A 26,896-nucleotide genomic window follows, 5' to 3' on the forward strand; every position below is an offset into this window, starting at 1 on the left:
ATAAATAGGTATACTAGATTCTCTTGTATAAAAAGTAGCAATATCAGGAAAGACAATGACTGCACGCATCCAAAAAGGCAAGTTAGCGATTGCTAAAGAACTCTATGATTTTATCGAAAATGAAGCTTTGCCAGGTTCTGGTTTAAACAGCGAAACATATTGGAAAAATTTTGAACAAGTCGTTGTTGACCTTAGTCCAAAAAATAAAATACTTTTAGCTAAACGTGATGCTTTACAAGCAAAAATCGATGAATGGCATCGTAATAATAAATTTGAATTAGAAGCTTACAAAGCTTTTTTAACTGAAATTGGCTACTTATTGCCAGAAGTAGAAGATTTTACGATTAGCACTGAAAATGTGGATGAAGAAATCGCGCTTTTGGCTGGTCCGCAGCTGGTCGTACCTGTGCGTAATGCGCGATATTGCTTAAATGCCGCAAATGCGCGTTGGGGATCTTTGTATGATGCACTTTATGGATTCGATGTAATTCCAGAAAGTGATGGCGCTGAAAAAGGTAAGGGGTATAACCCAGTACGTGGTGAAAAAGTCATTGCATTTGCGAAGAATTTTTTAGATGAAACCTTCCCTTTAACGCAAGGTTCGCATGCAGAAGCTACCGCATATACAGTTGAAGCAAATAAGCTTATCGTGACTCTAAGTAATGGATCGAAAACAACGCTTTCTAAAGAAGCTCAGTTTGTCGGTTTTAATGGTGATGCTGAAACGCCAAATGAAATTGTATTACTGAATAATGGTTTACACGTTATTATTGAAATTGATGCAACGAGTGCAATTGGTCAAACTGATTTGGCGGGTGTAAAAGACCTTGTATTAGAAGCAGCAGTTACGACAATTCAAGATTTAGAAGATTCCATTGCGGCAGTTGATGCCGAAGAAAAGGTGGAAGGTTATCGTAATTGGTTGGGTTTAATGCGCGGTACACTTGAAGAGTCCATTGAAAAAAATGGTAAAACAGTAACGCGTAAATTAAATTCTGATCGTACTTGTCAAAATTTAATTGGTGGAAAAACAACATTGCATGGTCGTTCATTGATGTTGCTTCGTAATGTCGGGCATCTGATGACAAATCCAGCCATCTTGGTAGATGGTGAAGAAATCTACGAAGGGATAATGGATGCACTTATTACGCCATTGCTGTCTATTGCTGATATTCGTAGCGAAAACATTAATAAAAACTCTAGAAAAGGGTCAATGTATATTGTTAAACCAAAAATGCATGGACCAGAAGAAGTTGCTTTCGCTGTTGAGCTATTTGAACGTGCAGAAAAAGCATTAGGGTTACCTGATAAAACTTTAAAAATTGGTATTATGGATGAAGAGCGTCGTACATCTGTAAACTTGAAAAACTGTATAGCACAAGCCAAAGACCGCACTATTTTTATTAATACTGGTTTTATGGATCGGACTGGTGATGAAATTCATACATTTATGGAAGCGGGTCCATTTGTTCGTAAAGGTGAGATTAAAGGGCAAAAATGGTTCCCAGCGTATGAAAATCGTAATGTGATGATTGGTTTACAAGCTGGTTTACGTGGTAAAGCTCAAATTGGTAAGGGAATGTGGCCTAAACCAGATATGTTATTGGATATGTATAATACCAAAACTGAGCATCCAGAAGCTGGTGCAAGTTGTGCCTGGGTACCATCTCCATCTGGAGCGGTAATTCATGCCATACATTATCACCAAATTAACGTGGCAAATCGCCAGCAAGAATTATTATCAGAACAAGCATTGCCTTTAGATGATCTATTAACACCGCCATTAGCAACAAATACAAATTGGTCTGAAGAAGAAAAAACCAAAGAGTTGGAAAATAACTGTCAAGGTATTTTAGGCTATGTTGTACGTTGGGTCGATCTTGGTATTGGTTGTTCGAAGGTTCCAGATATTAATGATGTTGGTTTAATGGAAGATCGTGCAACTTTACGAATTTCTTCACAGCATGTTGCGAATTGGTTACGTCACGGTATTGTATCTAAAGTACAGGTTGAGGAAGTACTTAAACGGATGGCGAAAATTGTAGATGAACAAAATGCCAATGATCCTTTGTATACACCAATGGCACCAAATTTTAATGGTTATGCATTTCAGGCTGCATCGGATCTGATTTTTAGGGGAGGTGAGCAACCATCTGGTTATACTGAACCTCTTTTACATGCAGCACGCTTAAAGCTTAAAGGTTATACTGGAAATTAATTTAGTCATTTAAAAAAGCTCCCAAATAGGGGAGCTTTTTATTTAAGAAATTAGAAAATAAAGCATAAAGTTTAGATTGAATGAGTGGGGATGTGAGTTGTAGATTTTTACCATTATTAATTAAAGGATGAATTAATTAATAAATATTTTTATTAAAATGATAATTAATGCATATATTTTAAAATATATGTTTTCAAATTATGATTTTATAGATATAATGAGCGAACAAGTTAAGTTATTAGTAATGTTATCTTAAAGATTGTTTGTGAGCCAGTTACACTTTAATTACATTAAAAATCTTGTATGAGTAAAGATTTAACCAGTACAATAATAGCGTAAAGTGTGAAAAGAGTTGTATTCTAAAGATTAAAGTGGAATGTAGAAGCTTAGGTGTTATGAGTATTTTTTGAAAATAAAAAACGCGCTCTATTTTGCAAAAAATACTCAATTGAATGAATGATATTTATCGTGAAATATTTTTAAAAATATGCTTTAAACACTCCATCATTTTTTCAATTTGAAGTGGTGTTAATCCGTCAAATGATTGCTCGAGCACGACGGATGTTAAGTCATTTATTTTTAAAGTCATTTCATCACCTTTTTCAGTAAGAATGACGCGAGTGATTCGGTGATCATCTTCGCAGGAATAGGTGTCTACGAGTCCTTCATCTTTTAATCGATAAACAATTTTGGTTGTTGTCGACATTTTTGAAACGACCATATCTGATAAATCAGATACACTCGCATTTGGTTTTGATTTAAGTGCGAGAAGAATACGACGGCGTGAGCTGTCTAAACCGAATTTTTTCAAAACATGATCAACATTTTGAACATGTTGCGAGTAGACTTGAGTGATCCAATAAAAAGGAAATTGTTCTAAAGAATAATCTTCGGAAGATGGCAAAAATTTAGAATATTTTTTACTCATTTATAAGATGTCCTTAAATTAAAAGAATTGTTGTTTAATTGTAATTTGCGAGCAGTTTATATTTTATGTGAAAAAATATCATATATGCAAGCGTTTAATTTTACTACATATAAAAAATGAACAAATTTACCTACATTTTTGTAACTAAGGCTGTGTTTTTAGGTATTATTAAAAATATAATTATTGTTATCTTGATGAAATTTAACATTAGTTTATTTAATTTAAAAATAATAATAATTTTTGTTAAAAAAGAAAAAATTGATTAAATACATACAGATTTAAATTTTAAGTGATAATAAGAATTATTTATCTTTTTAAAATTATATGGTTTTTTTAAAATGTGGCTTTTTTCCTTTTTTAGAGTTCATGTTTTTTTATTTGTATTCAAGGTGACTAATATTTATTTATTTTTTATCGGAAGGATTTTATTTATATTAAATTAAATGATTTGCGATACAAAGTTTGAATGATTAGTTTCTTATTGTATTGTTTGATTCATTAAGTGAATTTATCGCTTTATTGTTAATTTAATCTTAATAATTGTTTTTATTATGAGGTCTTGGTTTTTGTGATAGGTGGATTGGTTAATCTATTTGCAATCATTGAATGGGATGAAGATAAAATATACATGTGCCCATGCTATGGTATGCAGAAGTGTTACGAGATTGTAGAAGTTTTGAAAAAAATACGTAATGCACTGTGTGGTTGATGCATAATAAAAATAATTATAGTTGAGTAGGTTAAATTAATGGACCCCTCGCAGAGCGTTGGACAAGTAAATTATTGTTTTGTTAGTATATATGTTGGAGAGAAGAGATAATGGAATTTCTTCTTGATCCAGGTATATGGGTTGGTCTAATAACACTTATTATTTTAGAAATTGTACTTGGAATTGATAATTTAGTTTTTATTGCAATTTTGGCTGATAAATTACCACCTGAGCAGCGCGATAAGGCGAGGGTGATTGGATTATCCTTAGCGCTTTTAATGCGTTTAGCGCTTTTATCAGTCATTTCTTGGCTGGTTACTTTAACAAAGCCATTGGTCGAAGTTTGGGGTTTAACCTTTTCTGGGCGAGACTTAATTTTATTATTTGGTGGTTTGTTTCTCGTTTATAAAGCGGTCACAGAGTTACATGAAAAAATAGAAGGTAAGCCTATTGTTCGGTCTAACTCTTCAGTGATATATGCTGGATTTTGGGTTGTCGTTACTCAGATTATTGTATTAGATGCGGTTTTTTCTCTGGATTCGGTGATTACAGCGATAGGGATGGTTGATAACATCTATGTCATGATGGTTGCTGTGACCGTTGCTGTAGTTGTGATGTTAATTGCTTCTAAGCCATTAACTGCATTTGTAAATAGACATCCGACAGTCGTTATTTTGTGCTTAAGCTTTTTATTAATGATTGGAATTAGTTTGATTGCAGAAGGATTTGGTTTTCATATTCCAAAAGGCTATATTTATTCAGGGATTGGTGTTGCGATTTTGATTGAGGCTTTTAATCAGTTTTTTAAACGTAACGTACAAAAACACGCGTCAAAAATTCCATTGCGTCATCGTACAACAGATTCGATTTTGCGTTTAATGGGGGGGAGTGTTCAAACTGAAGGGGATATTCGGTGTTTAGATGCAAAAGAAGCTTTTGCAAATGAAGAGCGTTATATGATTGGTGGTGTTTTGACGCTGGCAGAACGTTCAGTTGCATCTATTATGACGCCCCGCAATCAGATTTCATGGGTAAATTTAGATGATACGGCAGAGCAGATTCGAGAAAAAGTATTGTCTGTACCTCATAGTTTGTTCCCTGTTTGTCGGACTGATTTAGATAAGGTAATTAGTGTTGTTCGTGCTAAAGAGCTTTTGGATGTTTTAGATGAACCAGAAGAATTAAAGGGGCTGTTGAAGCAACAACGACCTATTTATATTTTTGAAAAAATGAAAGTGATTGATGTGATTAATACGTTAAGATCGTCTAAGGGGTTATTGGTTTTGGTGAGTGATGAATTTGGTCATGTTCAAGGTTTAGTCTCTCCTTTGGATGTGTTTGAGGCGATCGCTGGTGAGTTTCCAGATGCGGATGAACAACTAGATTTGGTTAAGGTGGATAAAGGTACTTGGAAGGCTTCTGGTATGTTGGATGTATATCAGTTGGAGCTTGAGCTTGAAATGTTAGATTTGGTTGAAGAGGATGCTGGTTATATGAGTTTGGCTGGTTTGATTCTGGATAAATTTAGCGGTGAGATTAAGGTGGGTTCACAGCTTGAGTATCAAAATATTCATTTTGAGGTCATTGAGTTGGATGATCATCGGATTAAAACAGTATTAATTAAGTATATTTAAGTATGTTGATTTAAAAAACCTCTTTTAAAAGAGGTTTTTTATATTTGAATGTAATTTGCGTTTTTTAAATAAAAGATTAAATATAAAGTTGATCTTTAATGATCATCCATATTTCTTTATGGGAGTGTTTAAACATTGACATATGACCAATACTTTTATATGGGTAGTCTTTGGTATTGAGTTCAATTAAGGTTGTTTGAGCATGTGGATATAACCGTAGTAAATCTAGAACATTGGTTTTCGTGGCAATTTCATCATCTGATGAATAAATTGCAGTGATGGGTTGGGTTATTTTTGAATGAAAATTTTGATCATCGTTGAGTGTTTTACCGAACGCATTGATGACATAACCAGGTTTTGAGCAAAACTCAGCCCATTGTTTTGCTACATTTTTGGGTAGATTTTCGCCCATTCCGATGGCATGGGTAGAGCCATATCCAAGAACAAGTCGAGCAACAGGAAAAATTCCTTTAAACATAATGGGGGGCTAAAATTTTAGTGCGGCCTTTTAGACCTTTAACATGTCCAGATGAGCCAGAGATAGTTATGATTTTTGCAATTTCATTGTAATTGGGAATAATGCCTGTGAGTTGTCCGCCTGCACTATGACCGAGCAAAATGATTTTTTTGGCATCAGAACGTTGAAGTAAGGTGTTAATTGCTGCGGGAAGATCTAATTGCCCCCAGTCGGTAATGCTTGCAGTAGAATCTTTTAAAGGGGTGTGTAAAGATTTTCCAATGCCTCTAAAATCGAAGCTGAGTACATCAAATCCCTGTTGGGATAACCACCCTGCAAAAGCATGATAAAAATTAACGGTAATTCCAGTTGCAGGTGCAATTAAAACAGGAAGATTTTGTTGTGTTGTTTTTTGCTTTGGGTAAAACCGACCCATTAAGCGATACTGATCTGCACATGTGATTTCAATGTTTTGATAGTTTTCCATTGTGCTATATCTGTCTAAAGTACGATTTATTACTGTATTCAATTGGTGATGAGAGGTGGGGGAAATAGTTTGACTTATAAGTCAAAAAATAAATCATTATTCTTTTAATATATTTCAAATGGATGACACGCATCCATTTGGTTAGTCAAGGTGTTGTGCTTTTTGAAATTTGCGATAGGTGTGATCTACAACGTTCCAAAATGCAAAAGCTAAAGATACAATAAAAGCGTATAAGAAATACTCTGGTTTTAGGTTGCCTTGTAGCATGCCGTGCAGAGCGAGAATCACCATTAAAGCAATGGTCGTGCTTAAATAGGTTGTTACGTGTTTGGTCTTCAGAGTGTTAATGAAGACTTGCTTATTGAAATGTGTTGATAACATCTCCATCCCTCCTTTTTAAATAATTTCTTTATAAAACAAAACGTTTTATTTTGAAATAGACTATTTACCATATACTAAAATGGTTAATATTTCAAGCGGTGATGGGAATATTTTTTGTGGAAATACAGATTAAAAAGGTAAGATTTATTTATATCTCATATTAATACGGTCTGATTTATTTGTAAATTATAATTTATGATATCCGCATAGATTTAAATGATAATTATAAAAAATAAGCTATATGATATTGAGTGATCAATGCGTAATAACAGCTTGTTTGGGTAAAACAAAGCAATTATTAGCTATAAAAATTATGTTTGGATAAAACACAATTTCGAGTTCACTGTTAAATCAGAGGTTACTGTTTAACTCGATCTACCACGATGCAAATGATGAAGACAATTAATGATGGAATTAGCCAAGCCAAATTTTGTTCATTTAATGGAAGGTGGGTGACTGCTTCGGGTAAAAAGCGTTCTAGACCTGCAACTTTTAATCCATCAATAATGCCAAAAACTAATGAAATGGCTGTAACTGGCGCTATAACGCTTGAGGGATTTTTGAAATTTTTCCAAAAGAACCCTAGAATAATGACGACAATTGCTGGTGGGTAGATAGCGCTTAAAACAGGAACTGAGACAGCAATTAATTTAGTTAATCCAAGATTGGAAATAATAAGTGAAAATCCAATCAGAATAAGCACAAATATTTTATAGGGTATTTTAGTCAGACTAGAAAAATATTCAGCACAAGCACATGTTAAACCAATTGCGGTGACCATACATGCGATAAAAATCATGGCAGATAAGAAATATGCGCCCATGTCGCCAAATGCATGAAGAACATATGCATGTAGAATGATCGCACCATTTGCAGCATTTGGAGCAATTTCATGGCTGCCCATACCAAGCTTAAATAAACTTAGGTATACCAATGTTAAACCAATTCCAGAAATAATGCTGGCAATGACGGCATATTTGGTAATGAGTTTTTTATCTGTGACGCCACGTGAGGTAATTGCACGAACAATCACAATGCCGAATACCAAAGCACCTAAAGTATCCATGGTTAAATAACCATTCACAATACCTTCAGATACTGGCGTAGCGACATAGTTGTTAATTGCAGGATGTACAATGCCTGCTGGAATAACAACAGCGGAAATACCTAAAATAATTAATGCAATAATTTTAAGGGGAGAAAGAACATATCCAACCGTATCTAAGATTTTATTTGGATAGAGAGATACAAGGGTAACAATCGCAAAATAAACGATACTGTAAATCAACAAGCTGCTTGAGGAGTTGGGGAAATAAGATGAAAAACCAATTTCATAAGAAACAGTTGCTGTGCGAGGTGTTGCAAATAGTGGTCCAACAGCAAGATAGCACGCAACGGTGAGTGTGATGCTTGCAACTTTACCCAATGGTGAGCTGAGTGCTTGAATAGAGCCACCCACACGAGATAAAGCAATAATAGTGATTACGGGTAATCCAACAGCAGTGATTAGAAAGCCTGCAGAGGCTAACCAAACATGTTCACCAGCTTGTTGAGCAACGATTGGAGGGAAAATAATATTACCTGCACCAATAAAGAGTGCAAAGGTCATAAAACCTAGGGCAACAATATCCCGAGTACTTAAATTCGTCATATCAGGAGATGATTGGGCGCAAAAGAAAGGGATTTTAGTGGAATGAAATTTATTTTTCTAATTTATTTCATGGTGAAATGTACATTACTTATGCTTAGATATTGATTTTTATGTTTCATAAATATTTTTAATGAATTATATGCTTGATTTTTATTAATATATTTTTTTTGATTTTTTTTACTTTTTTTGAAGGAGAATGAGAAGAAAATTATTAATTATGTGATTGATTTTACATTATCGTATTTCAGGTGGAGGGTGATGTCAGTTTGCTGCTTGAAAAGAGGTATACTGATGTGGCGATTAATAAGAGCTGATGAGTATGAGAGTGTCCTCTGTTAGGATTAAAACTGCACAAGATATTGAGGGTTTACGAGTCTCAGGACGACTCGCAGCACAGGTTTTAGAAATGATTGCGAGGTTTGTAAAACCAGGCGTAACTACAGAATATTTAGATACGATTTGTCATGATTATATCGTTAATGTTTTAAAAGTTATTCCAGCAAATATTGGATATCATGGCTATACCAAGACAACGTGTATCTCTCCTAATGAAGTGGTTTGTCATGGCATACCCTCTGAGCGTATTGTGTTAAAAGATGGTGATATTATTAATATTGATGTTGCCATTGTTCATAATGAATATTTTGGTGATACAAGCCGAATGTATTATGTCGGACTGGTTGCACCAGCGGCAAAAAAACTATGCGACATAACGTATGAAGCTATGCGCGCTGGTATTCATGCGGTTAAACCTGGTGCAACACTAGGTGATGTGGGTTTTGCGATTCAATCTGTGGCGCATCGAGAAGATTATACAGTGGTAAGAGAGTACTGTGGACATGGTATTGGTAAAATTTACCATGAAGCACCAAGCGTATTGCATTATGGTGCGCCAGGCCAAGGCTTAGTGTTGCAAGAAGGGATGGTTTTCACAATTGAGCCAATGATTAATGCAGGCAAGTCAGCGGTTAAGGAATTAAGTGATGGTTGGACGGTGGTCACTAAAGATAAGTCATTATCTGCACAGTGGGAACATATGGTTGCGGTGACGGAAACTGGATTTGAAGTGCTTACTCCTTGGCCGGAAGGAACAGGCAATTATTTAGAAATTTAATTGATGATTTGAAATGAATAAAAGCCTATAGAGATAGGCTTTTAATGAAATTGTTAGTTTTGTGGTGTACTGAGTTTTTTCACTAAATAATCAATAAATATACGTACAGCAGGTAAAATCCCACGCTTAGACGGATAAACGATATGGAAGATTCCGTGAGGTGCTTTCCAATCTGGGAGTATACGTACAATTTGTCCATCTTTTAAATATTGTGATGCAATAGTATCGGGGAGAAGCGCTATGCCACAATCTTTGCTGACCAGCTCTGCCAGCATACGTAAATCTGAACCCATAACTACTGGGGTAACTTTTACTTTCTTTTGTTGATTTTGTTTGTTGTATACGACGATATGCTGATCAACATGATCTTCTACCATGCTTAAAATGCGGTGATGACCTAAATCATCTGGATGTTTGATATCACCATGTTCATTTAAATATGCTTGTGTTGCAAAGAGGTGTTGCTCAATATTGCTTAAGCGACGAATGACTAAGCTTGGGTCGTCATCTAAATTGGATCGAACACGTAAAGCAATATCAATACCTTCGTTAATAACATCAATTCGACGATTGGTAATAATCATTTGAACTTTAATTTCGGGATATTGCTTTAAGAAGTGAGGTAAAATTTGAGCGACTTCTTGTTGTGCAATGGTCATAGGGATGCCAATTTTAATGGTACCACGTGGCTCAGTGCTTAGGTGGTCGACTAAGTTGTGCGCTGCTTGAGCTGCATTCACCATAACTTGTGCATGTCGATAAATGTTCATCCCCACATCTGTAACAGCAAAATGTCGAGAACTGCGTTGAATTAAACGCACGCCAAGTTGTTCTTCTAAATTGTATACTCTGCGACTGAGTTTAGATTTTGGAATATCTGTTGCACGCTCAGCAGCACTGAATCCGCCATGTTCAACGACCATTGCAAAACAATAGAAATCATCTAGATCTGACAATATGTTATACCCATATGAAACGATAGTCACATTAGAGAGCGAACGTTTTACTAAGTCAAATTCTAATATGTTAATTTATTTAATTTTTGTTTTGAATTGAATATTGAATAAAGCATTTGCTTGTATTTTGATTAAATAGCGATGGATACAGCATCATAGAACGTTATAAACTCAAACACAAATGAGTAAAGTTAGTTAAATTATGACATATCAATTCATTCAATTAGATGTCAAAGCAACAGATAATATTGCTTGTCCGCATTGTGGGCAAGATGTAGTTGATTGGTCTGATGAACAATATATTCAGCCTTGTGAGCATGTATTATTTATTGCGATGGATATTGGTTTTGAATATATGACCGATATTTTTGAGCAGACCATGGCAAGAGGTGTAGATGATTTACATGCAAATGATGATACGGTGTTGATGCTGGAAGAAATTAAGGCAGCAACTTATCCTGAATTTATCATTACAGCCTCAGATTTGGGGATTCAAGGTTATTCTCGATATATTGGTTTTGCTATCGTGTGAAATACTGGGTTTGAACTTAAAAAAAGCTCCTTAAAGGAGCTTTTTTTAATTTTCTAATTCTTCTTCTATGTCATCATCGGTAGAGTCCATTCCAAGTTCTTTGAGTTTTCGCGTGAGTGTATTGCGTCCCCAACCTAGAAGTTCAGCTGCATGTCGCTTACGACCTCGCGTTTGTTGTAGTGCTGCATTAATTAAAGTGCGTTCAAACATTGGCGTTGCAATATCCAATATTTTCATTTCACCATTTTGAAGTTTTTGAATTGCCCATTGATTGAGTAACTCATTCCAATGATGAACAGTAGTATGCTCAATATTTGGATTGCTATGTCCTTCACTATTTTTGCTAATCGGAATTTGTTTGAGTTCTGTTGGCAAGTCCTCGGGGTAGACCTCGCGACTTGTAATCATGACGGTTAACCATCGACAAGTGTTTTCAAGTTGACGAACATTTCCAGGCCAAGGCAGTTGTTGCATGTATTCTTGAGTGGCTGGGCGTAAGATTTTAGGACTAACGCCAAGCTCTTTTCCTGCACGGGCTAAAAAATGCTGCGCTAACATGGGAATGTCCTCGCTTCGGTGTGCCAATTTTGGAATATGAATGCGAATGACATTTAGGCGATGATATAAGTCTTCACGGAAACGACCATCGTGAACTAATTTTTCAAGATCTTGATGGGTGGCTGCAACAATACGAACATCAACTTTTACAGGAATGTGTCCGCCAACACGATAAAACTCGCCATCAGCCAATACACGAAGTAAACGAGTTTGAGTTTCAAATGGCATATCACCAATTTCATCTAAAAAAAGTGTTCCGCCATTTGCTTGTTCGAAACGACCTTGGCGTTGTGAGTTAGCACCTGTAAAAGCGCCTTTTTCATGACCAAATAATTCAGTTTCAATTAAGTCTTTCGGAATTGCCGCCATGTTGAGTGCAATAAAGGGCTTGCTGCTTCGTGGAGAATGGCGATGTAATGCATGGGCAACAAGTTCCTTTCCTGTACCAGATTCTCCATTAATTAAAACAGTAATATGTGATTGCGACAGGCGACCAATGGCACGAAAGACTTCCTGCATTGCAGGTGATTCACCAATAATTTCAGTGGATTGAATGGGTTTGGTCGATTTTGCAGATTCTTGTTGTTGTAATTTAGTGAGGTGCATCATGGCACGATTAACTAAAGCAAGTGCTTCATCAATATCAAACGGTTTAGGTAAATATTCAAAAGCCCCCGTTTGATAACTGGACACTGCTGACTCTAAATCTGAATGAGCGGTCATAATGATGACAGGTAAATCTGGGTGACTGCCTTTAACCTTGGCTAAGAAAGTTAAGCCGTCAATACCGGGCATACGAATATCGGTCAGAATGACATCAGGTGCTTCTTCACTGAGTCGATTTAATGCAGATTGTGCCTCTTCAAAGCTGGTAACATCAAAGCCTTCTTCTTTAAATGTTTTTTCAAGTACCCAGCGCATCGCACGATCATCATCGATGACCCATATTTTATTTTGCGACATGATCTGACTCCCAAGGTAGATATAAGCTAAATGTTGTTTTTCCAGGAACTGATTGACATTCAATCATTCCATTGTGTTGATGCATAATATTTTGTGCGATGCTTAAACCTAATCCTGTACCGTTCGCTCGGCTGGTTACTAAAGGATAAAATACTGACTCAATTAGATCTTCTGTGATTCCTGGACCATTGTCTTCAATGTCAATTCGAATAGCCGATCGATTTAATACGCCGTTAATCGTCACAAGGCGTTGAATTCTTGTTCTTAGAATAAGCGTAGGTTGATGATCTATGAAAAAATCTTTATTTTCCATCATCGCCTGAACAGCATTTACACTAATGTTGAGCATTACTTGAATGAGTTGATCGCGATCAGCATTCACCTCTGGTAAGGAAAGGTCATAGTCGCGAATAATTTTAATTTTTTTCTTGGTTTGATTGGTAATGAGTGAGCGTACACGTTCTAAGGGTTCGTGAATGTTAACAGCTTGATAACTCGGAAGTTGACGAGAACCAAGCATGGTGTCAGCGAGTGTTCTTAAGCGATCAACTTCACTAATAATAATGTCGGTAAATTCGGTATATTGTGGATCATTTAAACTGCGTGCCAAAAGCTGAGTTGCGCCACGAATTCCACCGAGTGGATTCTTAATTTCATGAGCGACGCCACGAATAAGCTGTCTGGTAATTTGATGTTGTTGAATGAGGTTTTCTTCTTTTGAGATTTTCAACATACGATCAATAGGGTTGAGTTCAATTAAGAGCAGTGGATGATAATCTTTGTTATAGTTGAGTAACGAAACCGTATAATCAACATGAATATCTTTGAAATTAACATTGATGGTTGCTTCTCGACGTGTATAGGCTTGAGAAAACTCTAAGGTGTTTTTTAAGGCTTCTTCAGTATTGAACTCATCACTTGGAACACATAATAAATTGAGCACAGGCATGCCTAATGCACGCAGTAAGCTCATATCAAAAAGAGCTTCGCATGAAGAATTAAGATAAAAAATATTTAAATTACGATCGACTAAAAGAATTGCAGTAGATAGATTGTCTACTAAAAGTCGATAATCGATAGCAGGTTTGAGTTCCATTAATTAGAATTTCCTGAAATAAAAAATAACAGCATTAACCTCTGTAATTGGCTTTAACCTAAAGCGCCTTATTGATGCACTTTAAGCAAGATATGCGCCAACTTTTTACTGAAGGGTTTTAATGCGTCACTTTTGTTGAAAAAATGCCCTGAAAACGCGCTATGCATAAAACGTATAACGGATCAGAATTTCAAAGTAAAGAACTTATGCACAATTATGGTGCATGTAACAAAGTGTGATAAATATGTGGTTGTATTTTGGTGCATTATGCAAAGAGTCATGAAATCAACTATTTTTCTTTAAAAAAAAGTCATACAATACGCGCATTCTAGTGGAGCGCAGATTCATGAAGTCCCCCAAAGTCGGTTTTGTATCTTTAGGTTGTCCTAAGGCATTGGTAGATTCTGAACGAATTTTAACTCAGTTGAAAACTGAAGGTTATGATGTAGCATCAGATTATGACGGTGCTGATTTAGTTGTTGTGAATACTTGTGGTTTTATTGAATCTGCAGTACAAGAGTCTTTAGATGCGATTGGCGAAGCAATGAGTGCCAATGGTCGAGTGATCGTAACGGGTTGCTTGGGTAAAGATGAAGACAAAATTCGTAAAATGCACCCAAATGTTTTAAAAGTAACAGGGGCAGCAGCCTACCAAGAGGTTATGGAGGCAGTACATCAGTATGTTCCTGAGCCGCCAAAACATAATCCATTCATTGATCTTGTACCAGAACAAGGCATTCGTTTAACGCCAAAACATTATGCATATTTAAAAATATCGGAAGGATGTAACCACCGTTGTACCTTTTGTATTATTCCGAGCATGCGTGGTGATCTAGTTTCTCGACCTGTTGGTTCTGTACTGAGTGAAGCACAAGCATTGAAAAATGCAGGTGTTAAAGAAATATTGGTCATTTCACAAGATACGTCAGCTTATGGTTTAGACACCAAATACAAGCTTGATTTTTGGAATGGACAACCTGTTAAAACGAAATTCTTTGATATGTGTGAAGCACTTGGTCAGATGGGAATCTGGGTGCGTCTGCATTATGTTTATCCGTATCCACATGTCGATGCTGTAATCGATTTGATGGCACAAGGTAAAATTTTAGCGTACTTGGATATTCCATTCCAACATGCAAGTCCTAAGATTCTTAAATTGATGAAACGACCTGCACATAGTGAAAACACGCTTGAGCGATTAAAACTATGGCGTGAAAAATGTCCAGAATTGGTGATTCGTTCAACATTTGTTGTCGGCTTCCCTGGTGAAACAGAAGAAGACTTCCAAATTTTGTTAAACTGGTTGAAAGAAGCGCAGTTGGATCGAGTGGGTTGTTTTACCTATTCTCCAGTGGAAGGTGCAACAGCCAATGATTTACCTGACCATGTACCTGAAGAAGTTAAGCAAGAGCGCTATGAGCGTTTTATGCAAGTTCAACAAGAGATTTCAGCTGCGAAGTTACAACGCCGCATTGGTCAAATAATGACGGTGCTTGTTGATGATCTTGAAGATGAGTTTCCCGTTGCTGTGGCACGATCTTATGCAGATGCGCCTGAAATTGATGGAAATGTATTTGTTGAAGATATTGATAAATCACAGATTAAAGCAGGTGATTTGCTCGAAGTCGAAATCACAGATGCAGATGAATATGATTTATACGCAAAATTAATTCGTATTAAATCAGCTTAATTGATAAAAAATAATCAAATAGATTTAGGTAAATTGGAGTTTTGATCATGTTAGATTCTAAAAAGCCGCGATATTCACGTATCTTGTTAAAACTTTCTGGTGAGGCATTGGCTGGAAATAAAGAGATGGGGATTGATGCACAAGTGCTTGATCAGATGTCTCTCGCGATTGCTCACTTGGTTGGTTTGGGTGTGCAAGTCGGTATTGTGGTGGGTGGTGGTAATCTTTACCGTGGCAGCCAACTACAACAAGATGGGCTGGTTGGTCGTGTGACAGGTGATCAAATGGGAATGCTTGCCACAGTCATGAATGGTCTTGCATTACGTGATGCATTGGTCCGTCGTAATATTAAAACGCGTTTAATGTCGGCTTTACCTATTGGTACAGTTGTAGAGTCTTATTCGAGTCGTGATGCGATTCGCCACTTGACTCAAGGTGAAGTGTGCGTATTTGTTGCGGGAACAGGTAATCCATTCTTTACGACAGATACGGCTGCTTGTTTGCGTGGTATTGAAATTGAGGCGAGCTTGATTTTAAAAGCGACCAAAGTTGATGGTGTTTATAATAAAGACCCAAGTAAATTTGATGATGCTGTGAAATATGAGACATTATCGTTTGATCAAGTGCTAGATGAAAAGTTGGGTGTTATGGATTTAACCGCAATTTGCTTATGCCGAGATCATAAAGTACCACTTCAAGTCTTTGATATGAATAAGTCAGGGGCTTTACTTTCAGTGGTTATGGGTGAAAAAGAAGGTACACTCGTAACGAACTAATGTACCTACGCTTTAAAGCACTTTATACTACACGCTATTTTGTATACATCATTTAAAATTAAGTAAGGAAGATCATATGATTAACGATCTTAAAAAAGACGGCGAACAACGCATGCAAAAGACCTTAGAGTCTTTGGAACTCGGTTTTGCTAAAGTTCGTACAGGACGTGCTCACCCATCTATTTTAAATGGGGTGATGGTTCCTTACTATGGCTCAGATGTCCCTTTAAACCAAGTTGCGAATGTGGGTGCAGAAGATTCACGTACTTTAATCGTTCAACCATTTGAACGTACAATGGTTTCTGCAATTGATAAAGCAATTCGTGAGTCGGATTTAGGGTTAAACCCAATTACTTCAGATACGATTCGTGTACCTTTACCAGCATTGACTGAAGAAACACGTCGTGATATGCAAAAAATTGCGCGTTCTGAAGCAGAGAATGCGAAGGTTGCCATTCGTAATATTCGTCGTGATGTTTTGGGCGATGTAAAAGCATTGTTGAAAGAAAAAGAAATTTCTGAAGATGATGACCGCCGTGCAAGTGACGAAATTCAAAAACTAACTGATAAGTTTGTTGCTGAAGTTGACAAACGTCTTGCTGCTAAAGAAGCTGAATTACTGAAGGTCTAATATTGATGACCTTAATAGAAGATAATCAGCATCTTCCAAAACATGTTGCCATCATTATGGATGGCAACAATCGGTTTGCTAAAAAAAATCAAATGCCTAAGGGTGATGGACATCGGGAAGGTAAAAATGTTCTCGATCCAATTGTAGAGTTTTGTCGAACGAAACATATTCAAGCACTGACCGTTTTTGCTTTTTCAAGTGAGAATTGGAATCGCTCAGAATATGAAGTTAAACTTCTTATGCAATTGTTGGAAGATGCAATTATTGAGCAAATTCCACGGATGGAAAAGTATAATATTGCACTACGTTTTATTGGTGATCGATCAAAACTATCCACACATTTACAGACCTTGATGCTACAAGCTGAGGAAAGGACTGCGACTTTCACAAGCATGACCTTAACCATTGCAATTAGTTATGGTGGAATGTGGGATATAGCGCAGGCAGCGAAACAATTGGCAACTGATGTTTTAGATAAAAAAATTACGATAGATCAAATTAATGAACAACAATTTGCACAATATGTATGTTTATCAGATTTGCCTCCAGTAGACTTGCTCATTCGAACAGGTGGTGATTATCGAATTTCAAACTTTCTTCTTTGGCAAACAGCATATGCTGAGTTGTATTTTACACAAACTTTATGGCCTGAATTTACAGTAGATGAAATGACTGAAGCTTTTACTGTCTTCGCCTTACGAGAACGTCGTTTTGGCAGAACTTCAGAGCAGATTCAGCAAGCGAAACTAGAGAAATAATACATGTTAGAGCGGATTATTACTGCGCTAGTATTGGTCGCTGTGGTATTGAGTTGCATGTTTGCAACGCAATCACATTATCCAATGTTGGTGTTAATGATTATGGCAGCAGGAGTTGCTGGTTATGAGTGGTTTAAACTCATGCCAAGAAAAGCAGAACATTTACTCAAGCCGCGAGCATGGGCATTTGGGGTGTTTACTGCTGCTATTTCAGCATTAGCCCTTCATCATACGGATATGGCGCTTCTGCTTTGGGGAGCCTCCATCATCTCTTGGCTCTTTAGTGTTCATTGGGTAAAGACTTATCCAGAATATGATGGTTGGTATCACCCAATTCTCTATGTCATTGGATTGGTATTAATTTCAGCAGCAGTGACTGCAATTTTTGATGTGTGGGAAAACTCACCTTGGTGGCTCATGTATCTGTTCCTATTGGTTTGGGGTGCAGACAGTGGTGCATACTTTGTGGGTCGTAAATTTGGTAAACATAAACTAGCACCTCATGTAAGCCCCAATAAGTCGATAGAAGGACTTGTTGGTGGAGTGATTACAGCCGTGATTATTATTGTGGTTGTCGAGACGGTTTATTTAGATTTAAGCATTGCTCAACATGTATTATTCCTAATTCTTTCTATCATCACTGTATTTAGTTCGGTGCTGGGTGATTTGCTCGAATCTATGATTAAGCGTCGTGCAGGAATCAAAGACTCAGGTCGAATTTTACCTGGCCATGGTGGCGTGTTGGATCGGATTGACTCTTTACTCGCAGCAGCGCCTGTGTTTGCTACAGGTCTATATATTTTAAACCTCATTGGTGTAGATTTATAAATGTCTCAAACTGTTTGTATTTTAGGTGTTACAGGTTCAATTGGTCAAAGTACGTTAAAAATACTACAACAGCATCCAGAGAAGTATTCACTCTATGCAGTGTCTGCATATAGTCGAATTGCTGAACTTGTAGAAATTTGCAAACAGTTTAGACCAAAAGTTGTTGTTGTACCGTCAGCTCAACGAGATGAGTTGCAACTCAAATTAAAATTAGAAAAAATTTCAGATATAGAAATATTGGTGGATGAGGCTGGCTTGATAGAAGTCTCGTCGTGTGAAAATGTCGATATTGTGATGGCTGCAATTGTTGGTGCAGCAGGCTTATTACCAACACTTGCTGCAGTGAAAGCAGGTAAGCGTGTTTTGCTTGCGAACAAAGAAGCATTGGTGATGTCAGGTGAAATAATGATGCAGGCTGCAAAAGAGCATCAAGCATTATTACTTCCTGTAGATTCTGAACACAATGCGATCTTTCAATGTTTGCCACACAACTATTTGCAATCAGTACGTGATGGTCAACCTAAACTCGGTGTTTCTCAAATATTACTGACTGCTTCGGGCGGTCCATTTTTAAATCATAGCTTAGAACAGTTACAAACTGTTACGCCAAATCAAGCGTGTAAACATCCCAATTGGTCTATGGGACGTAAGATTTCCATAGATTCTGCAACGCTCATGAATAAAGGTCTAGAACTGATTGAAGCGTGTCATTTATTTGCAGTAGAAGAACAATTTGTTACAGTTGTTGTTCATCCACAAAGTATTATTCATTCAATGGTTCAATATGTGGATGGTTCAACTTTGGCACAAATGGGTAATCCTGATATGTGTACGCCAATTGCACATGCATTAGCATGGCCTGAGCGTATTCAAACACAGGTTTCAGCATTAGATTTAATTCAGCATCATCGTTTAGATTTTACAGAGCCTGACTTGGTGCGATTCCCTGCATTAAAATTAGCTCGCCAAGCAATGAGTGCAGGTGGTTTAGCGCCTACAATTTTAAATGCAGCAAATGAAATTGTAGTTGAGGCATTTCTAAATCATCAAATAAACTTTGTACAAATTGCTGAAATTGTTGAATCAACATTAAATCGGGTTGAAAATAAATCAGCAAATAGTTTAGAGTTGGTGCTGGAAGTTGATCAGCAGTCTAGACGTGTTGCGCAACAATTGTTAGTGAATTAGGAGTGATATTCAGATGAGCGCATTATTTATGATTATTGCAGCTGTCTTATTGCTCGGCCCATTAATTGCAATTCATGAGTTTGGTCATTATTTTGTTGCACGAAAACTCGGGGTAAAAGTTCTGGTTTATTCTATTGGTTTTGGACCAACTTTATTCAAATGGACATCCAAAAAAACGGGAATACAATATCAACTTAGTGCTTTACCACTGGGTGGTTATGTACGAATGTTAGATGAGCGTGAAGGGAATGTTGCTGAAGAAGACTTGCCTTATGCATTTAATCGGCAGAATCCGTGGAAACGAATCGCAATTGTTGCTGCAGGTCCGCTGATTAATTTGGCATTTGCTGTTGTTCTTTTTTGGATTTTACTGTTACCTGCTCAAGAGCAATTGAATACCCGAGTAGGTTCAGTTGCACCGAATACACCAGCAGCAGCGCAAATGCAAGCTGGTGATAAAATCACGGCTATTGATCATTCATCAGTTTCTACCTGGGAAAAATTAAATTTTGCATTGGTTGATCGCGTAGGTGAAACGGGTCATATTTTAGTGACAGTTGAACGTAACGGTGAAGTTAAAAATATCAATTTACCGATTCAAAACTTTCTTAAAGATCAATCTAAATCACCATTAGAGGCATTAGGATTTACACCTTATCGCCCATCTATTCCCGCAATTGTAGCGAAATTAAGTGAAGATGGTGCTGCAATCCGTCAAGGAATGAAAGAAGGTGATAAAATTGTTGCAATTGATGGCAAACCAATGAAAGAATGGTTTGATGTTGTACATATTGTGCAAGAATCACCAGAAAAATTATTAAAAATTGAAGTCATTCGAGATAATCAACCTGTATTATTGGAAGTTATGCCTCAAGGCAAACGTGATAATGCTGGGAATGTTGTTGGAATGTTAGGAGTACAAAGCGATCCAGGAAAAATTGTAATTCCTGAAACATTTAAGCAAACAATACAATATAATCCTGCTGAAGCATTTGTGATGGCTGTTGAAAAAACAGGGCAAATTTCGAGTATGATTTTGCATTCAATTGTAAAAATGATTCGAGGAATGATTGGTTTAGAAAACCTTTCGGGGCCAATTACCATTGCGAAAGTTGCAGGGCAAAGTGCTGAAATGGGATGGCAAACGTTTCTATCTTTCATGGCACTGATGAGTGTAAGTTTGGGAATTTTAAATTTATTGCCAATTCCTATGCTAGATGGTGGACATTTAGTTTATTATTTTGTAGAACTAATTCGCGGTAAACCTGTTTCTGAACAAATCCATTTGGTTGGTTTGAAAATTGGTATGGTATTGTTAGGGAGCATGATGCTTCTGGCATTATTTAACGACTTTATGCGTTTATAAAATAACGCAGACGATATAAATTATTGGAACAAACAGGCATGCATCATAACAATCTTTTTATGCCCTTAGCACTGGTATGTGCTATGGCAGCAGTACAACAAGTATATGCAGCAGAAGAATTTATAGCACGGGATATTAAAATTGATGGACTTATACGGTTAACTCCAGAAAATATTTATGGAATGATTCCCGTGAGTGCGGGTCAGCCTGTCAATAACGTGGTTATCGCGAATACGATTCGTTCTTTATTTGCATCAGGCTTATTTGATGATGTTAAGGTATCTCGTGATGGTGATAACTTACTCATTACTGTTGTTGAGCGCCCAATTATTTCAAGTGTTGAATTAAAAGGTAATAAGTTAATTCCTAAAGAAGCCTTGTTAGATGGTTTGAAAAAAATGGGAATTGCTGAAGGTGAAGTACTTAAAAAATCGACCTTGCAAACCTTGGAATATGAGCTTGAACAGCAATATATGCAACAAGGTCGTTATGAAGCAGAAGTTAAAGTTAACGAGCAAGAAAAACCCAATAATCGTGTAGATTTGATTGTTGAGTTTATAGAAGGTAAAGCGGCAAAAGTTGTAGATATTAATATTATTGGTAATACTGTTTTTAGTGATGCAGATATTAAACAAGTTTTTGCTGTGAAAGAAACAGGCTGGAGCTCAATTGTTTCAGGTAATGACCGTTATGCTCGTGAAAAAATGGCAGCGAGCATGGAGTCATTGCGCGCACTTTATTTGAACAAAGGTTACATTAACTTTGATATTGTAAATTCTAATTTAAACTTGAGTGAAGATAAGAAAAATATTTTCGTTGAAGTGGGAATTAATGAAGGTGAAAAGTTTAAATTTGGTAAATCTAAATTTTTAGGCGATGCGCTGTTTAAACCTGAAGAGTTGGAAAGCTTAAAAATTTATACCGATGGCGATACATATTCACAAGAAAAAGTAAATGCAGTCAAACAACAGTTAATTCGGAAATTTGGAAATGCAGGTTACTATTACGCAGAAGTAAATGTTGTTCCTCAAATTAATAATGATTCTAAAGTTGTTGATTTAAACTATTATATTAATCCTGGTCAACAGGTTTCTGTGCGTCGTATTAACTTCACGGGTAACACTAAAACTGCAGATAATGTTTTGCGCCGCGAAATGCGTCAAATGGAAGGTGCATTAGCAAGCGGTGAAAAAATTGAACTTTCTAAGATTCGCTTAGAGCGAACAGGTTTCTTTAAGACCGTTGATATTGTTCCAGCGAGAATTCCCAATTCCCCTGATCAAGTCGATTTAAATGTTAATGTAGAAGAACAACATTCTGGAACGACAACATTAGCTGTAGGTTTCTCTCAAAGTGGTGGTGTTACATTCCAAGCAGGTTTGAGTCAAACTAACTTCTTTGGAACAGGAAACAGTGTTGCAATTGATCTTTCTCGTTCACAAACCCAAGATTTTTATAATTTAAGCGTCACTGATCCATATTTTACCATTGACGGTGTCCGTCGTGGTTACAACATGTATTACCGTAAAACAAAACTTTCAGATAATTATAGTGTAAACAATTATGTGACAGATAGTTTTGGTGGTGGTTTAACATTTGGTTATCCAATTGATGAAAATCAAAGCTTAAGTTACGGTTTAAATATTGATGAAACGAAAGTGACGACAGGTCGTTATGCTTCAGATTATATTGCTGACTATTTGATGAGCCATGGTGGTAAGCAGACAAAAACAGTGACTGAGTGTGTAGAGCAGGATGGTGATAAATGTAAAAAAGAAGTTACCTATGGTGATCAGTTCCAGGGTAAATTCTTAACCTATAACCTGAATCTGGGTTGGAGCTATAATACGCTAAATAGACCACTCTTTCCAACGAGTGGTGTTTCACATCGTGTGAATGCGGAAATTGCAATACCAGGTAGTAAGGTTGAATATCAAAAACTAACCTATGATGCGCAAGCCTATTTCCCATTAGGTCGAGATTTTGTGATTCGTGGTTATGGAAAGTTAGGTTATGGTAATGATTTACCATTTTATAAGAACTTCTTTGCTGGTGGTTTTGGCTCTGTACGTGGATATGAAGACAGTACGCTAGGTCCTCGCTATAACTCTATTCGTAATGAAGCATTGGGTGTAAATGCGAGTCGTAAGAATGAAACCGATAGTGTGGGAGGGAATACGCTGGTTCAATTTGGTACCGAACTCGCTCTTCCATTACCATTTAAAGGTGACTGGACACGTCAAGTAAGACCTGTAATATTTGCTGAAGGCGCGCAAGTATTTGATACCCAGTGTAAAAATATTTCTAAGGCGACTATTCGACAAGATTGTAAAGATAATTATGGATTTGATCTCGGTAATATGCGTTACAGCGTTGGGGTAGGCTTTACTTGGATTACAATGATTGGACCTTTATCTCTGAGCTATGCTTATCCGTTAAATGATAAAAAAGGTGATGAAACGAAGAACATCCAATTTGAAATTGGTCGTACTTTCTAAGTTTGACTTTATAAATGTTTAAAATAGGATTATTTCTAGAATGAAAAAATTGGCTTTATCTTTAATTGTAGGTTTATCATTTTCAGTAGCAAATGCTGCGGATATTGGTGTTGTTGATATTGAAAAAGTAGTTCAAAACAGTACTTATTTGAAGCAACAACAACAAGTTTTTCAAGCATCTGTTAAGCCACAAACAACGCAGATTGAACAATTACAGAAGGATTTAGGTGCTTTACAACAAAAAGCTCAAACAGCAAAGTTAACTGATGCTGAAAAGAAAAAGATGAGCGAAGAGTTTGAAACTAAAGCACAAAAATTAGAGTCTTTGCAGCAAGAAGTACAGTCAAAAGTACAAGCTTCTATGCAAGCAACACAAACGACTTTTGAAACACGAGTGAAAGCAGTCGCTGAACAATTACGTCAAGAAAATAAACTAGATGCCGTTTTAAATAAAACAGCAGTACTAGCTTTTAACCCGAAAGATGATTTAACTGATAAAATGCTTCAAAAGGTTAATGCAGTTAAGTAAAAATGAATGATAAAAAGTTTAGTTTAGAAAACTTAACTCAGGTTGTTCAAGGAAGTTTCCTTGGACAACCTGATTTTATGTTCAAGGGTCTTGGAAGTCTTGAACATGCCAAGCCCGATCAAATTGCTTTTGTAAATGGTGAAAAGTATTTGGCACAAGCATTGGCCTCTAAAGCTGGCGCTTTAATTGTGACCGCAGATTTACAGCCACTTTTGACATCACATTCAAATTTTTTAATTGTTCAAAATCCGTATTTAGCATTCGCAATTCTGACTCATATTTTTGAAAAACAATTTGAATCTAAAGGAATTGAAATCACTGCGCAGATTCATCCTTCTGCAATCATCTCAGATTCTGCATATATTGGGCATTATGTGGTTATCGGAGAGAACTGTGTGATTGGGGATGAGTCAATCATCAAATCTCATGTCACTATCGATCCTAATGTTGAAGTGGGTAAGTCTTGTTTTATCGATTCGCATGTTATATTGACGGGTGAAGCAAAATTAGGTGATCGTGTGAGAATTCATGCGAATACTGTCATTGGAAGCGAAGGATTTGGTTTTGCACCTTATCAAGGAAAGTGGAATCGAATCGTACAATTAGGTTCTGTTAGAATTGATAACGATGTTCGTATTGGTTCAAATTGCAGTATAGATCGTGGTGCTTTAGATGATACGATTATTGAGCAAGGTGTGATTATTGATAACCTTGTGCAAATCGCTCATAACGTAAAAATTGGTGAACATACAGCAATTGCTGCAAAATGTGGTATTGCAGGGAGTACGACGATTGGCAAAAACTGTGTCTTAGCAGGTGCAGTTGGTATCGTAGGTCATATTAAAATTGCTGATAATGTGACAATTACTGGAATGTCAATGGTCACAAATAATATTTATGAAGCAGGACGGTATTCTTCTGGAACAGGTTTGTTGCCAAATGCACACTGGAAAAGAACAGTAGTAAGGTTACGACAATTAGCAGATGTGCCATTGACCCAATTGACTAAAAAAATTGATTATATGCAGTCTCAAATAGAGTCCCTTGAATCAACTTTAAAATTGCGTAAATAATTATGACGACAGAATCGAGTTTACCAGCATTCACAATTCCTAAATTGCCAATGAATATTCATACAATTCGTGAATATTTACCACACCGCTATCCTTTTCTTTTGGTAGATCGTGTAACTGAAATTACTGAGAAAGGTATTGTTGGTTATAAAAATGTTTCAATCAACGAAGAGTTTTTTCAGGGTCATTTCCCTGATTATCCAATTATGCCGGGTGTTTTAATTATTGAAGCATTAGCTCAAGTATCTGGAATTCTTGGCTTTGTGATGAATAATGTAAAACCTCAACCTGGCACAGTATTTTTATTTGCAGGTGCTGAGAAGGTTAGATTTAAAAAACCAGTCGTGGCTGGTGATCAACTGATATTAAAATCTGAATTAATAATGCAAAAATTGGGAATATACAAATATAATTGTGTTGCCTCGGTTGATGGTATTGTCGCAGCAACAGCGGAAATTATTATTTCCAAACAGAATACAGAGTAAGCATGAGTAATAACGAATTAATCCATCCAACGGCTATTATTGACGCATCTGCAGTCATTGCATCAAACGTAAAAATTGGACCTTATTGTATTATTGGGCCAAAAGTAAGTATTGGTGAAGGGACAACGTTACATTCACATGTTGTCGTAGCAGGTTATACTCGAATTGGTGAAAATAATGAAATTTTCCAATTTGCTAGTGTGGGTGAGGTTTGCCAAGATTTAAAATATCAAGGTGAAGAAACCTGGTTGGAAATTGGTGATCACAATACTATTCGTGAGCATTGTAGTTTACATCGTGGTACTGTCCAAGATAATTCACTGACCAAAGTGGGTAGTCATAATTTATTGATGGTGAATACGCACATTGCGCATGATTGTATTGTGGGAGATCATAATATTATTGCAAATAATGTAGGTATTGCTGGGCATGTACATATCGGTGATTATGTTATTGTTGGTGGTAACTCTGGTATTCATCAATTCTGTAAGATTGATTCGTACAGTATGATTGGCGGTGCTTCGTTGATTTTAAAAGATGTTCCAGCTTATGTTATGGTGTCGGGGAATCCTGCACATGCATATGCAATGAATGTTGAAGGAATGCGTCGTAAAGGTTGGTCAAAAGTAGTAGTTCAAGGGCTGCGAGAAGCATTTAAGCTGATTTATAAATCAGGCTTAACAACTGAAGAAGCAATTCAAAAAATACGTGCCGAGATTCTACCAGAGGTTTGTGAAGTACAATTACTTATCGATTCACTTGAGCAGTCTAAGCGTGGTATTGTTCGCTAATTCATAATCATATAATTTAAAAAGACACCTTAGGGTGTCTTTTTTATTGTTACTCGTTAAAGTATTGTTCTAAAGGATACTTTCGAAGAATATCGTGACAATGTTGCAATAAAGAAAAAAGTGTAAATAACTTTATCTTAAAAATATGAGATGAAGTATACCATTTGTTGATATTGATCAGGATTTTCTCATTTCTTGGTGAGAATGACGCCTAGAAATAGTATGTAATGTTCAAGTAAAATCAGATATAGTTAGAGAGAAATTATCTGTTTTTTGCTTAAAACTGTTGGGTGATAAATATTCTAAAATTGAATGTAATTGAATCTGATTATAAAACATCGTGATGTAGTGACTAATACCTTTAATCGCCTTTTGGTGATTTTACTTGGTCCTTACATTACAATCTCACTGCTAGTGAGATTACATTGTGGTTTTAATTTTTTGTTCGAGGCTTAAATTAATTAGATAATAAAAATTATAAAATTCATATAAATAACTTCAATTAACAATTTAAGAGTTAATTATTAGAAATAAAATATCCAAGACGTAAAATAATGAATTTTATGAGCATAACGAATGCCGTTGAAATGAGTTGTTTT

Annotated in this window: 22 protein-coding genes and 1 pseudogene; 16 read left to right on the top strand and 7 right to left on the bottom strand. The window is 36.4% G+C overall.

Annotation, left to right across the window (positions count from 1 at the left end):
* Positions 1-55 precede the first annotated feature (55 nt).
* Entirely contained in the window at positions 56-2,218 is a 2,163-nt protein-coding gene (locus B9T31_RS14430; protein ID WP_086182642.1) for a malate synthase G, read from the top strand.
* A gap of 463 nt (positions 2,219-2,681) precedes the next feature.
* Here B9T31_RS14430 and B9T31_RS14435 read toward each other — a convergent pair whose 3' ends face one another.
* Positions 2,682-3,146 carry a MarR family winged helix-turn-helix transcriptional regulator gene (locus B9T31_RS14435; RefSeq protein ID WP_086182643.1) on the bottom strand — a complete coding sequence of 155 codons (465 nt, stop codon included), beginning with the start codon at positions 3,144-3,146 and terminating at the stop codon, positions 2,682-2,684.
* Positions 3,147-3,965: 819 nt separating this feature from the next.
* On the opposite strand from B9T31_RS14435, the gene B9T31_RS14440 reads away from it, so the two are divergent.
* On the top strand, positions 3,966-5,489 hold the full coding sequence (locus B9T31_RS14440; RefSeq protein ID WP_086182644.1) for a TerC family protein: 1,524 nt from the start codon (positions 3,966-3,968) through the stop codon (positions 5,487-5,489).
* Positions 5,490-5,565: 76 nt separating this feature from the next.
* Here B9T31_RS14440 and B9T31_RS14445 read toward each other — a convergent pair.
* From B9T31_RS14445 to brnQ, 3 genes and pseudogenes are all read right to left on the bottom strand, one after another.
* Positions 5,566-6,433 (bottom strand): annotated as a pseudogene (locus B9T31_RS14445) (alpha/beta fold hydrolase).
* Positions 6,434-6,574: 141 nt separating this feature from the next.
* Positions 6,575-6,814, bottom strand: coding sequence for a hypothetical protein (locus tag B9T31_RS14450; protein ID WP_086182645.1), 240 nt, complete (start codon positions 6,812-6,814; stop codon positions 6,575-6,577).
* Positions 6,815-7,172: 358 nt separating this feature from the next.
* Positions 7,173-8,465 carry a branched-chain amino acid transport system II carrier protein gene (gene brnQ / locus B9T31_RS14455; protein WP_086182646.1) on the bottom strand — a complete coding sequence of 431 codons (1,293 nt, stop codon included), beginning with the start codon at positions 8,463-8,465 and terminating at the stop codon, positions 7,173-7,175.
* A 319-nt stretch (positions 8,466-8,784) separates the two neighbouring features.
* On the opposite strand from brnQ, the gene map reads away from it, so the two are divergent.
* On the top strand, positions 8,785-9,579 hold the full coding sequence (gene map, locus B9T31_RS14460) for a type I methionyl aminopeptidase (protein WP_086182647.1): 795 nt from the start codon (positions 8,785-8,787) through the stop codon (positions 9,577-9,579).
* Positions 9,580-9,632: 53 nt separating this feature from the next.
* On the opposite strand, the gene B9T31_RS14465 is transcribed toward map, so the two are convergent.
* Positions 9,633-10,538 carry a LysR family transcriptional regulator gene (locus B9T31_RS14465; RefSeq protein WP_086182715.1) on the bottom strand — a complete coding sequence of 302 codons (906 nt, stop codon included), beginning with the start codon at positions 10,536-10,538 and terminating at the stop codon, positions 9,633-9,635.
* 199 nt (positions 10,539-10,737) lie between these two features.
* Between B9T31_RS14465 and B9T31_RS14470 the strand changes: the two genes are divergently transcribed.
* Positions 10,738-11,067: a hypothetical protein gene (locus tag B9T31_RS14470; RefSeq protein ID WP_086182648.1), complete on the top strand. Its 330-nt coding sequence runs from the start codon at positions 10,738-10,740 to the stop codon at positions 11,065-11,067.
* A gap of 45 nt (positions 11,068-11,112) precedes the next feature.
* On the opposite strand, the gene glnG is transcribed toward B9T31_RS14470, so the two are convergent.
* Entirely contained in the window at positions 11,113-12,588 is a 1,476-nt protein-coding gene (glnG, locus tag B9T31_RS14475) for a nitrogen regulation protein NR(I) (protein WP_086182649.1), read from the bottom strand.
* Positions 12,575-13,684: a nitrogen regulation protein NR(II) gene (gene glnL / locus B9T31_RS14480; RefSeq protein WP_086182650.1), complete on the bottom strand. Its 1,110-nt coding sequence runs from the start codon at positions 13,682-13,684 to the stop codon at positions 12,575-12,577. The genes glnG and glnL overlap by 14 nt, the downstream gene beginning before the upstream one ends.
* Before the next feature lie 346 nt (positions 13,685-14,030).
* Between glnL and rimO the strand changes: the two genes are divergently transcribed.
* The 12 genes from rimO (at position 14,031) to lpxA (ending at position 26,297) form a co-directional block, all read left to right on the top strand.
* A complete protein-coding gene (gene rimO / locus B9T31_RS14485; RefSeq protein WP_086182651.1) occupies positions 14,031-15,374 on the top strand; it encodes a 30S ribosomal protein S12 methylthiotransferase RimO in 1,344 nt (447 codons plus the stop codon).
* A gap of 47 nt (positions 15,375-15,421) precedes the next feature.
* A complete protein-coding gene (gene pyrH / locus B9T31_RS14490) occupies positions 15,422-16,150 on the top strand; it encodes a UMP kinase (protein WP_086182652.1) in 729 nt (242 codons plus the stop codon).
* A gap of 76 nt (positions 16,151-16,226) precedes the next feature.
* A complete protein-coding gene (gene frr, locus B9T31_RS14495; protein WP_086182653.1) occupies positions 16,227-16,781 on the top strand; it encodes a ribosome recycling factor in 555 nt (184 codons plus the stop codon).
* A 5-nt stretch (positions 16,782-16,786) separates the two neighbouring features.
* Complete coding sequence (uppS, locus tag B9T31_RS14500; RefSeq protein ID WP_086182654.1) at positions 16,787-17,539, top strand: polyprenyl diphosphate synthase; 753 nt, start codon at positions 16,787-16,789, stop codon at positions 17,537-17,539.
* Between the two features lie 3 nt (positions 17,540-17,542).
* The gene (locus B9T31_RS14505; protein ID WP_086182655.1) at positions 17,543-18,367 is read left to right on the top strand and encodes a phosphatidate cytidylyltransferase; all 825 of its coding nucleotides are present in this window, start codon (positions 17,543-17,545) and stop codon (positions 18,365-18,367) included.
* Positions 18,368-19,555 carry a 1-deoxy-D-xylulose-5-phosphate reductoisomerase gene (ispC, locus tag B9T31_RS14510; RefSeq protein WP_086182656.1) on the top strand — a complete coding sequence of 396 codons (1,188 nt, stop codon included), beginning with the start codon at positions 18,368-18,370 and terminating at the stop codon, positions 19,553-19,555.
* Between the two features lie 13 nt (positions 19,556-19,568).
* Positions 19,569-20,921, top strand: a complete 1,353-nt coding sequence (gene rseP, locus B9T31_RS14515) for an RIP metalloprotease RseP (protein ID WP_086182657.1) — start codon at positions 19,569-19,571, stop codon at positions 20,919-20,921.
* A 38-nt stretch (positions 20,922-20,959) separates the two neighbouring features.
* Positions 20,960-23,419 carry an outer membrane protein assembly factor BamA gene (gene bamA / locus B9T31_RS14520; RefSeq protein ID WP_086182658.1) on the top strand — a complete coding sequence of 820 codons (2,460 nt, stop codon included), beginning with the start codon at positions 20,960-20,962 and terminating at the stop codon, positions 23,417-23,419.
* Positions 23,420-23,459: 40 nt separating this feature from the next.
* Positions 23,460-23,948, top strand: a complete 489-nt coding sequence (locus B9T31_RS14525; RefSeq protein WP_086182659.1) for an OmpH family outer membrane protein — start codon at positions 23,460-23,462, stop codon at positions 23,946-23,948.
* Positions 23,949-23,950: 2 nt separating this feature from the next.
* Positions 23,951-25,021, top strand: a complete 1,071-nt coding sequence (gene lpxD / locus B9T31_RS14530) for a UDP-3-O-(3-hydroxymyristoyl)glucosamine N-acyltransferase (RefSeq protein ID WP_086182660.1) — start codon at positions 23,951-23,953, stop codon at positions 25,019-25,021.
* Positions 25,022-25,023: 2 nt separating this feature from the next.
* Positions 25,024-25,506 carry a 3-hydroxyacyl-ACP dehydratase FabZ gene (gene fabZ, locus B9T31_RS14535; protein ID WP_086182661.1) on the top strand — a complete coding sequence of 161 codons (483 nt, stop codon included), beginning with the start codon at positions 25,024-25,026 and terminating at the stop codon, positions 25,504-25,506.
* Positions 25,507-25,508: 2 nt separating this feature from the next.
* Positions 25,509-26,297, top strand: a complete 789-nt coding sequence (lpxA, locus tag B9T31_RS14540; protein WP_086182662.1) for an acyl-ACP--UDP-N-acetylglucosamine O-acyltransferase — start codon at positions 25,509-25,511, stop codon at positions 26,295-26,297.
* Positions 26,298-26,896 lie beyond the last annotated feature (599 nt).

It is taken from the genome of Acinetobacter sp. ANC 4558 (assembly GCF_002135375.1).
Lineage (GTDB): Bacteria > Pseudomonadota > Gammaproteobacteria > Pseudomonadales > Moraxellaceae > Acinetobacter.

Coding starts and splice junctions, on each gene's coding strand:
- rseP (WP_086182657.1), top strand. CDS start 19,569: ATGAGCGCATTATTTATGATTATTGCAGCTGTCTTATTGCTCGGCCCA.
- fabZ (WP_086182661.1), top strand. CDS start 25,024: ATGACGACAGAATCGAGTTTACCAGCATTCACAATTCCTAAATTGCCA.
- frr (WP_086182653.1), top strand. CDS start 16,227: ATGATTAACGATCTTAAAAAAGACGGCGAACAACGCATGCAAAAGACC.
- brnQ (WP_086182646.1), bottom strand. CDS start 8,465: ATGACGAATTTAAGTACTCGGGATATTGTTGCCCTAGGTTTTATGACC.
- B9T31_RS14440 (WP_086182644.1), top strand. CDS start 3,966: ATGGAATTTCTTCTTGATCCAGGTATATGGGTTGGTCTAATAACACTT.
- B9T31_RS14505 (WP_086182655.1), top strand. CDS start 17,543: ATGTTAGAGCGGATTATTACTGCGCTAGTATTGGTCGCTGTGGTATTG.
- B9T31_RS14470 (WP_086182648.1), top strand. CDS start 10,738: ATGACATATCAATTCATTCAATTAGATGTCAAAGCAACAGATAATATT.
- ispC (WP_086182656.1), top strand. CDS start 18,368: ATGTCTCAAACTGTTTGTATTTTAGGTGTTACAGGTTCAATTGGTCAA.
- rimO (WP_086182651.1), top strand. CDS start 14,031: ATGAAGTCCCCCAAAGTCGGTTTTGTATCTTTAGGTTGTCCTAAGGCA.
- bamA (WP_086182658.1), top strand. CDS start 20,960: ATGCATCATAACAATCTTTTTATGCCCTTAGCACTGGTATGTGCTATG.
- B9T31_RS14450 (WP_086182645.1), bottom strand. CDS start 6,814: ATGTTATCAACACATTTCAATAAGCAAGTCTTCATTAACACTCTGAAG.
- pyrH (WP_086182652.1), top strand. CDS start 15,422: ATGTTAGATTCTAAAAAGCCGCGATATTCACGTATCTTGTTAAAACTT.
- uppS (WP_086182654.1), top strand. CDS start 16,787: ATGACCTTAATAGAAGATAATCAGCATCTTCCAAAACATGTTGCCATC.
- map (WP_086182647.1), top strand. CDS start 8,785: ATGAGAGTGTCCTCTGTTAGGATTAAAACTGCACAAGATATTGAGGGT.
- glnL (WP_086182650.1), bottom strand. CDS start 13,684: ATGGAACTCAAACCTGCTATCGATTATCGACTTTTAGTAGACAATCTA.
- B9T31_RS14525 (WP_086182659.1), top strand. CDS start 23,460: ATGAAAAAATTGGCTTTATCTTTAATTGTAGGTTTATCATTTTCAGTA.
- B9T31_RS14430 (WP_086182642.1), top strand. CDS start 56: ATGACTGCACGCATCCAAAAAGGCAAGTTAGCGATTGCTAAAGAACTC.
- B9T31_RS14435 (WP_086182643.1), bottom strand. CDS start 3,146: ATGAGTAAAAAATATTCTAAATTTTTGCCATCTTCCGAAGATTATTCT.
- glnG (WP_086182649.1), bottom strand. CDS start 12,588: ATGTCGCAAAATAAAATATGGGTCATCGATGATGATCGTGCGATGCGC.
- lpxD (WP_086182660.1), top strand. CDS start 23,951: ATGAATGATAAAAAGTTTAGTTTAGAAAACTTAACTCAGGTTGTTCAA.
- lpxA (WP_086182662.1), top strand. CDS start 25,509: ATGAGTAATAACGAATTAATCCATCCAACGGCTATTATTGACGCATCT.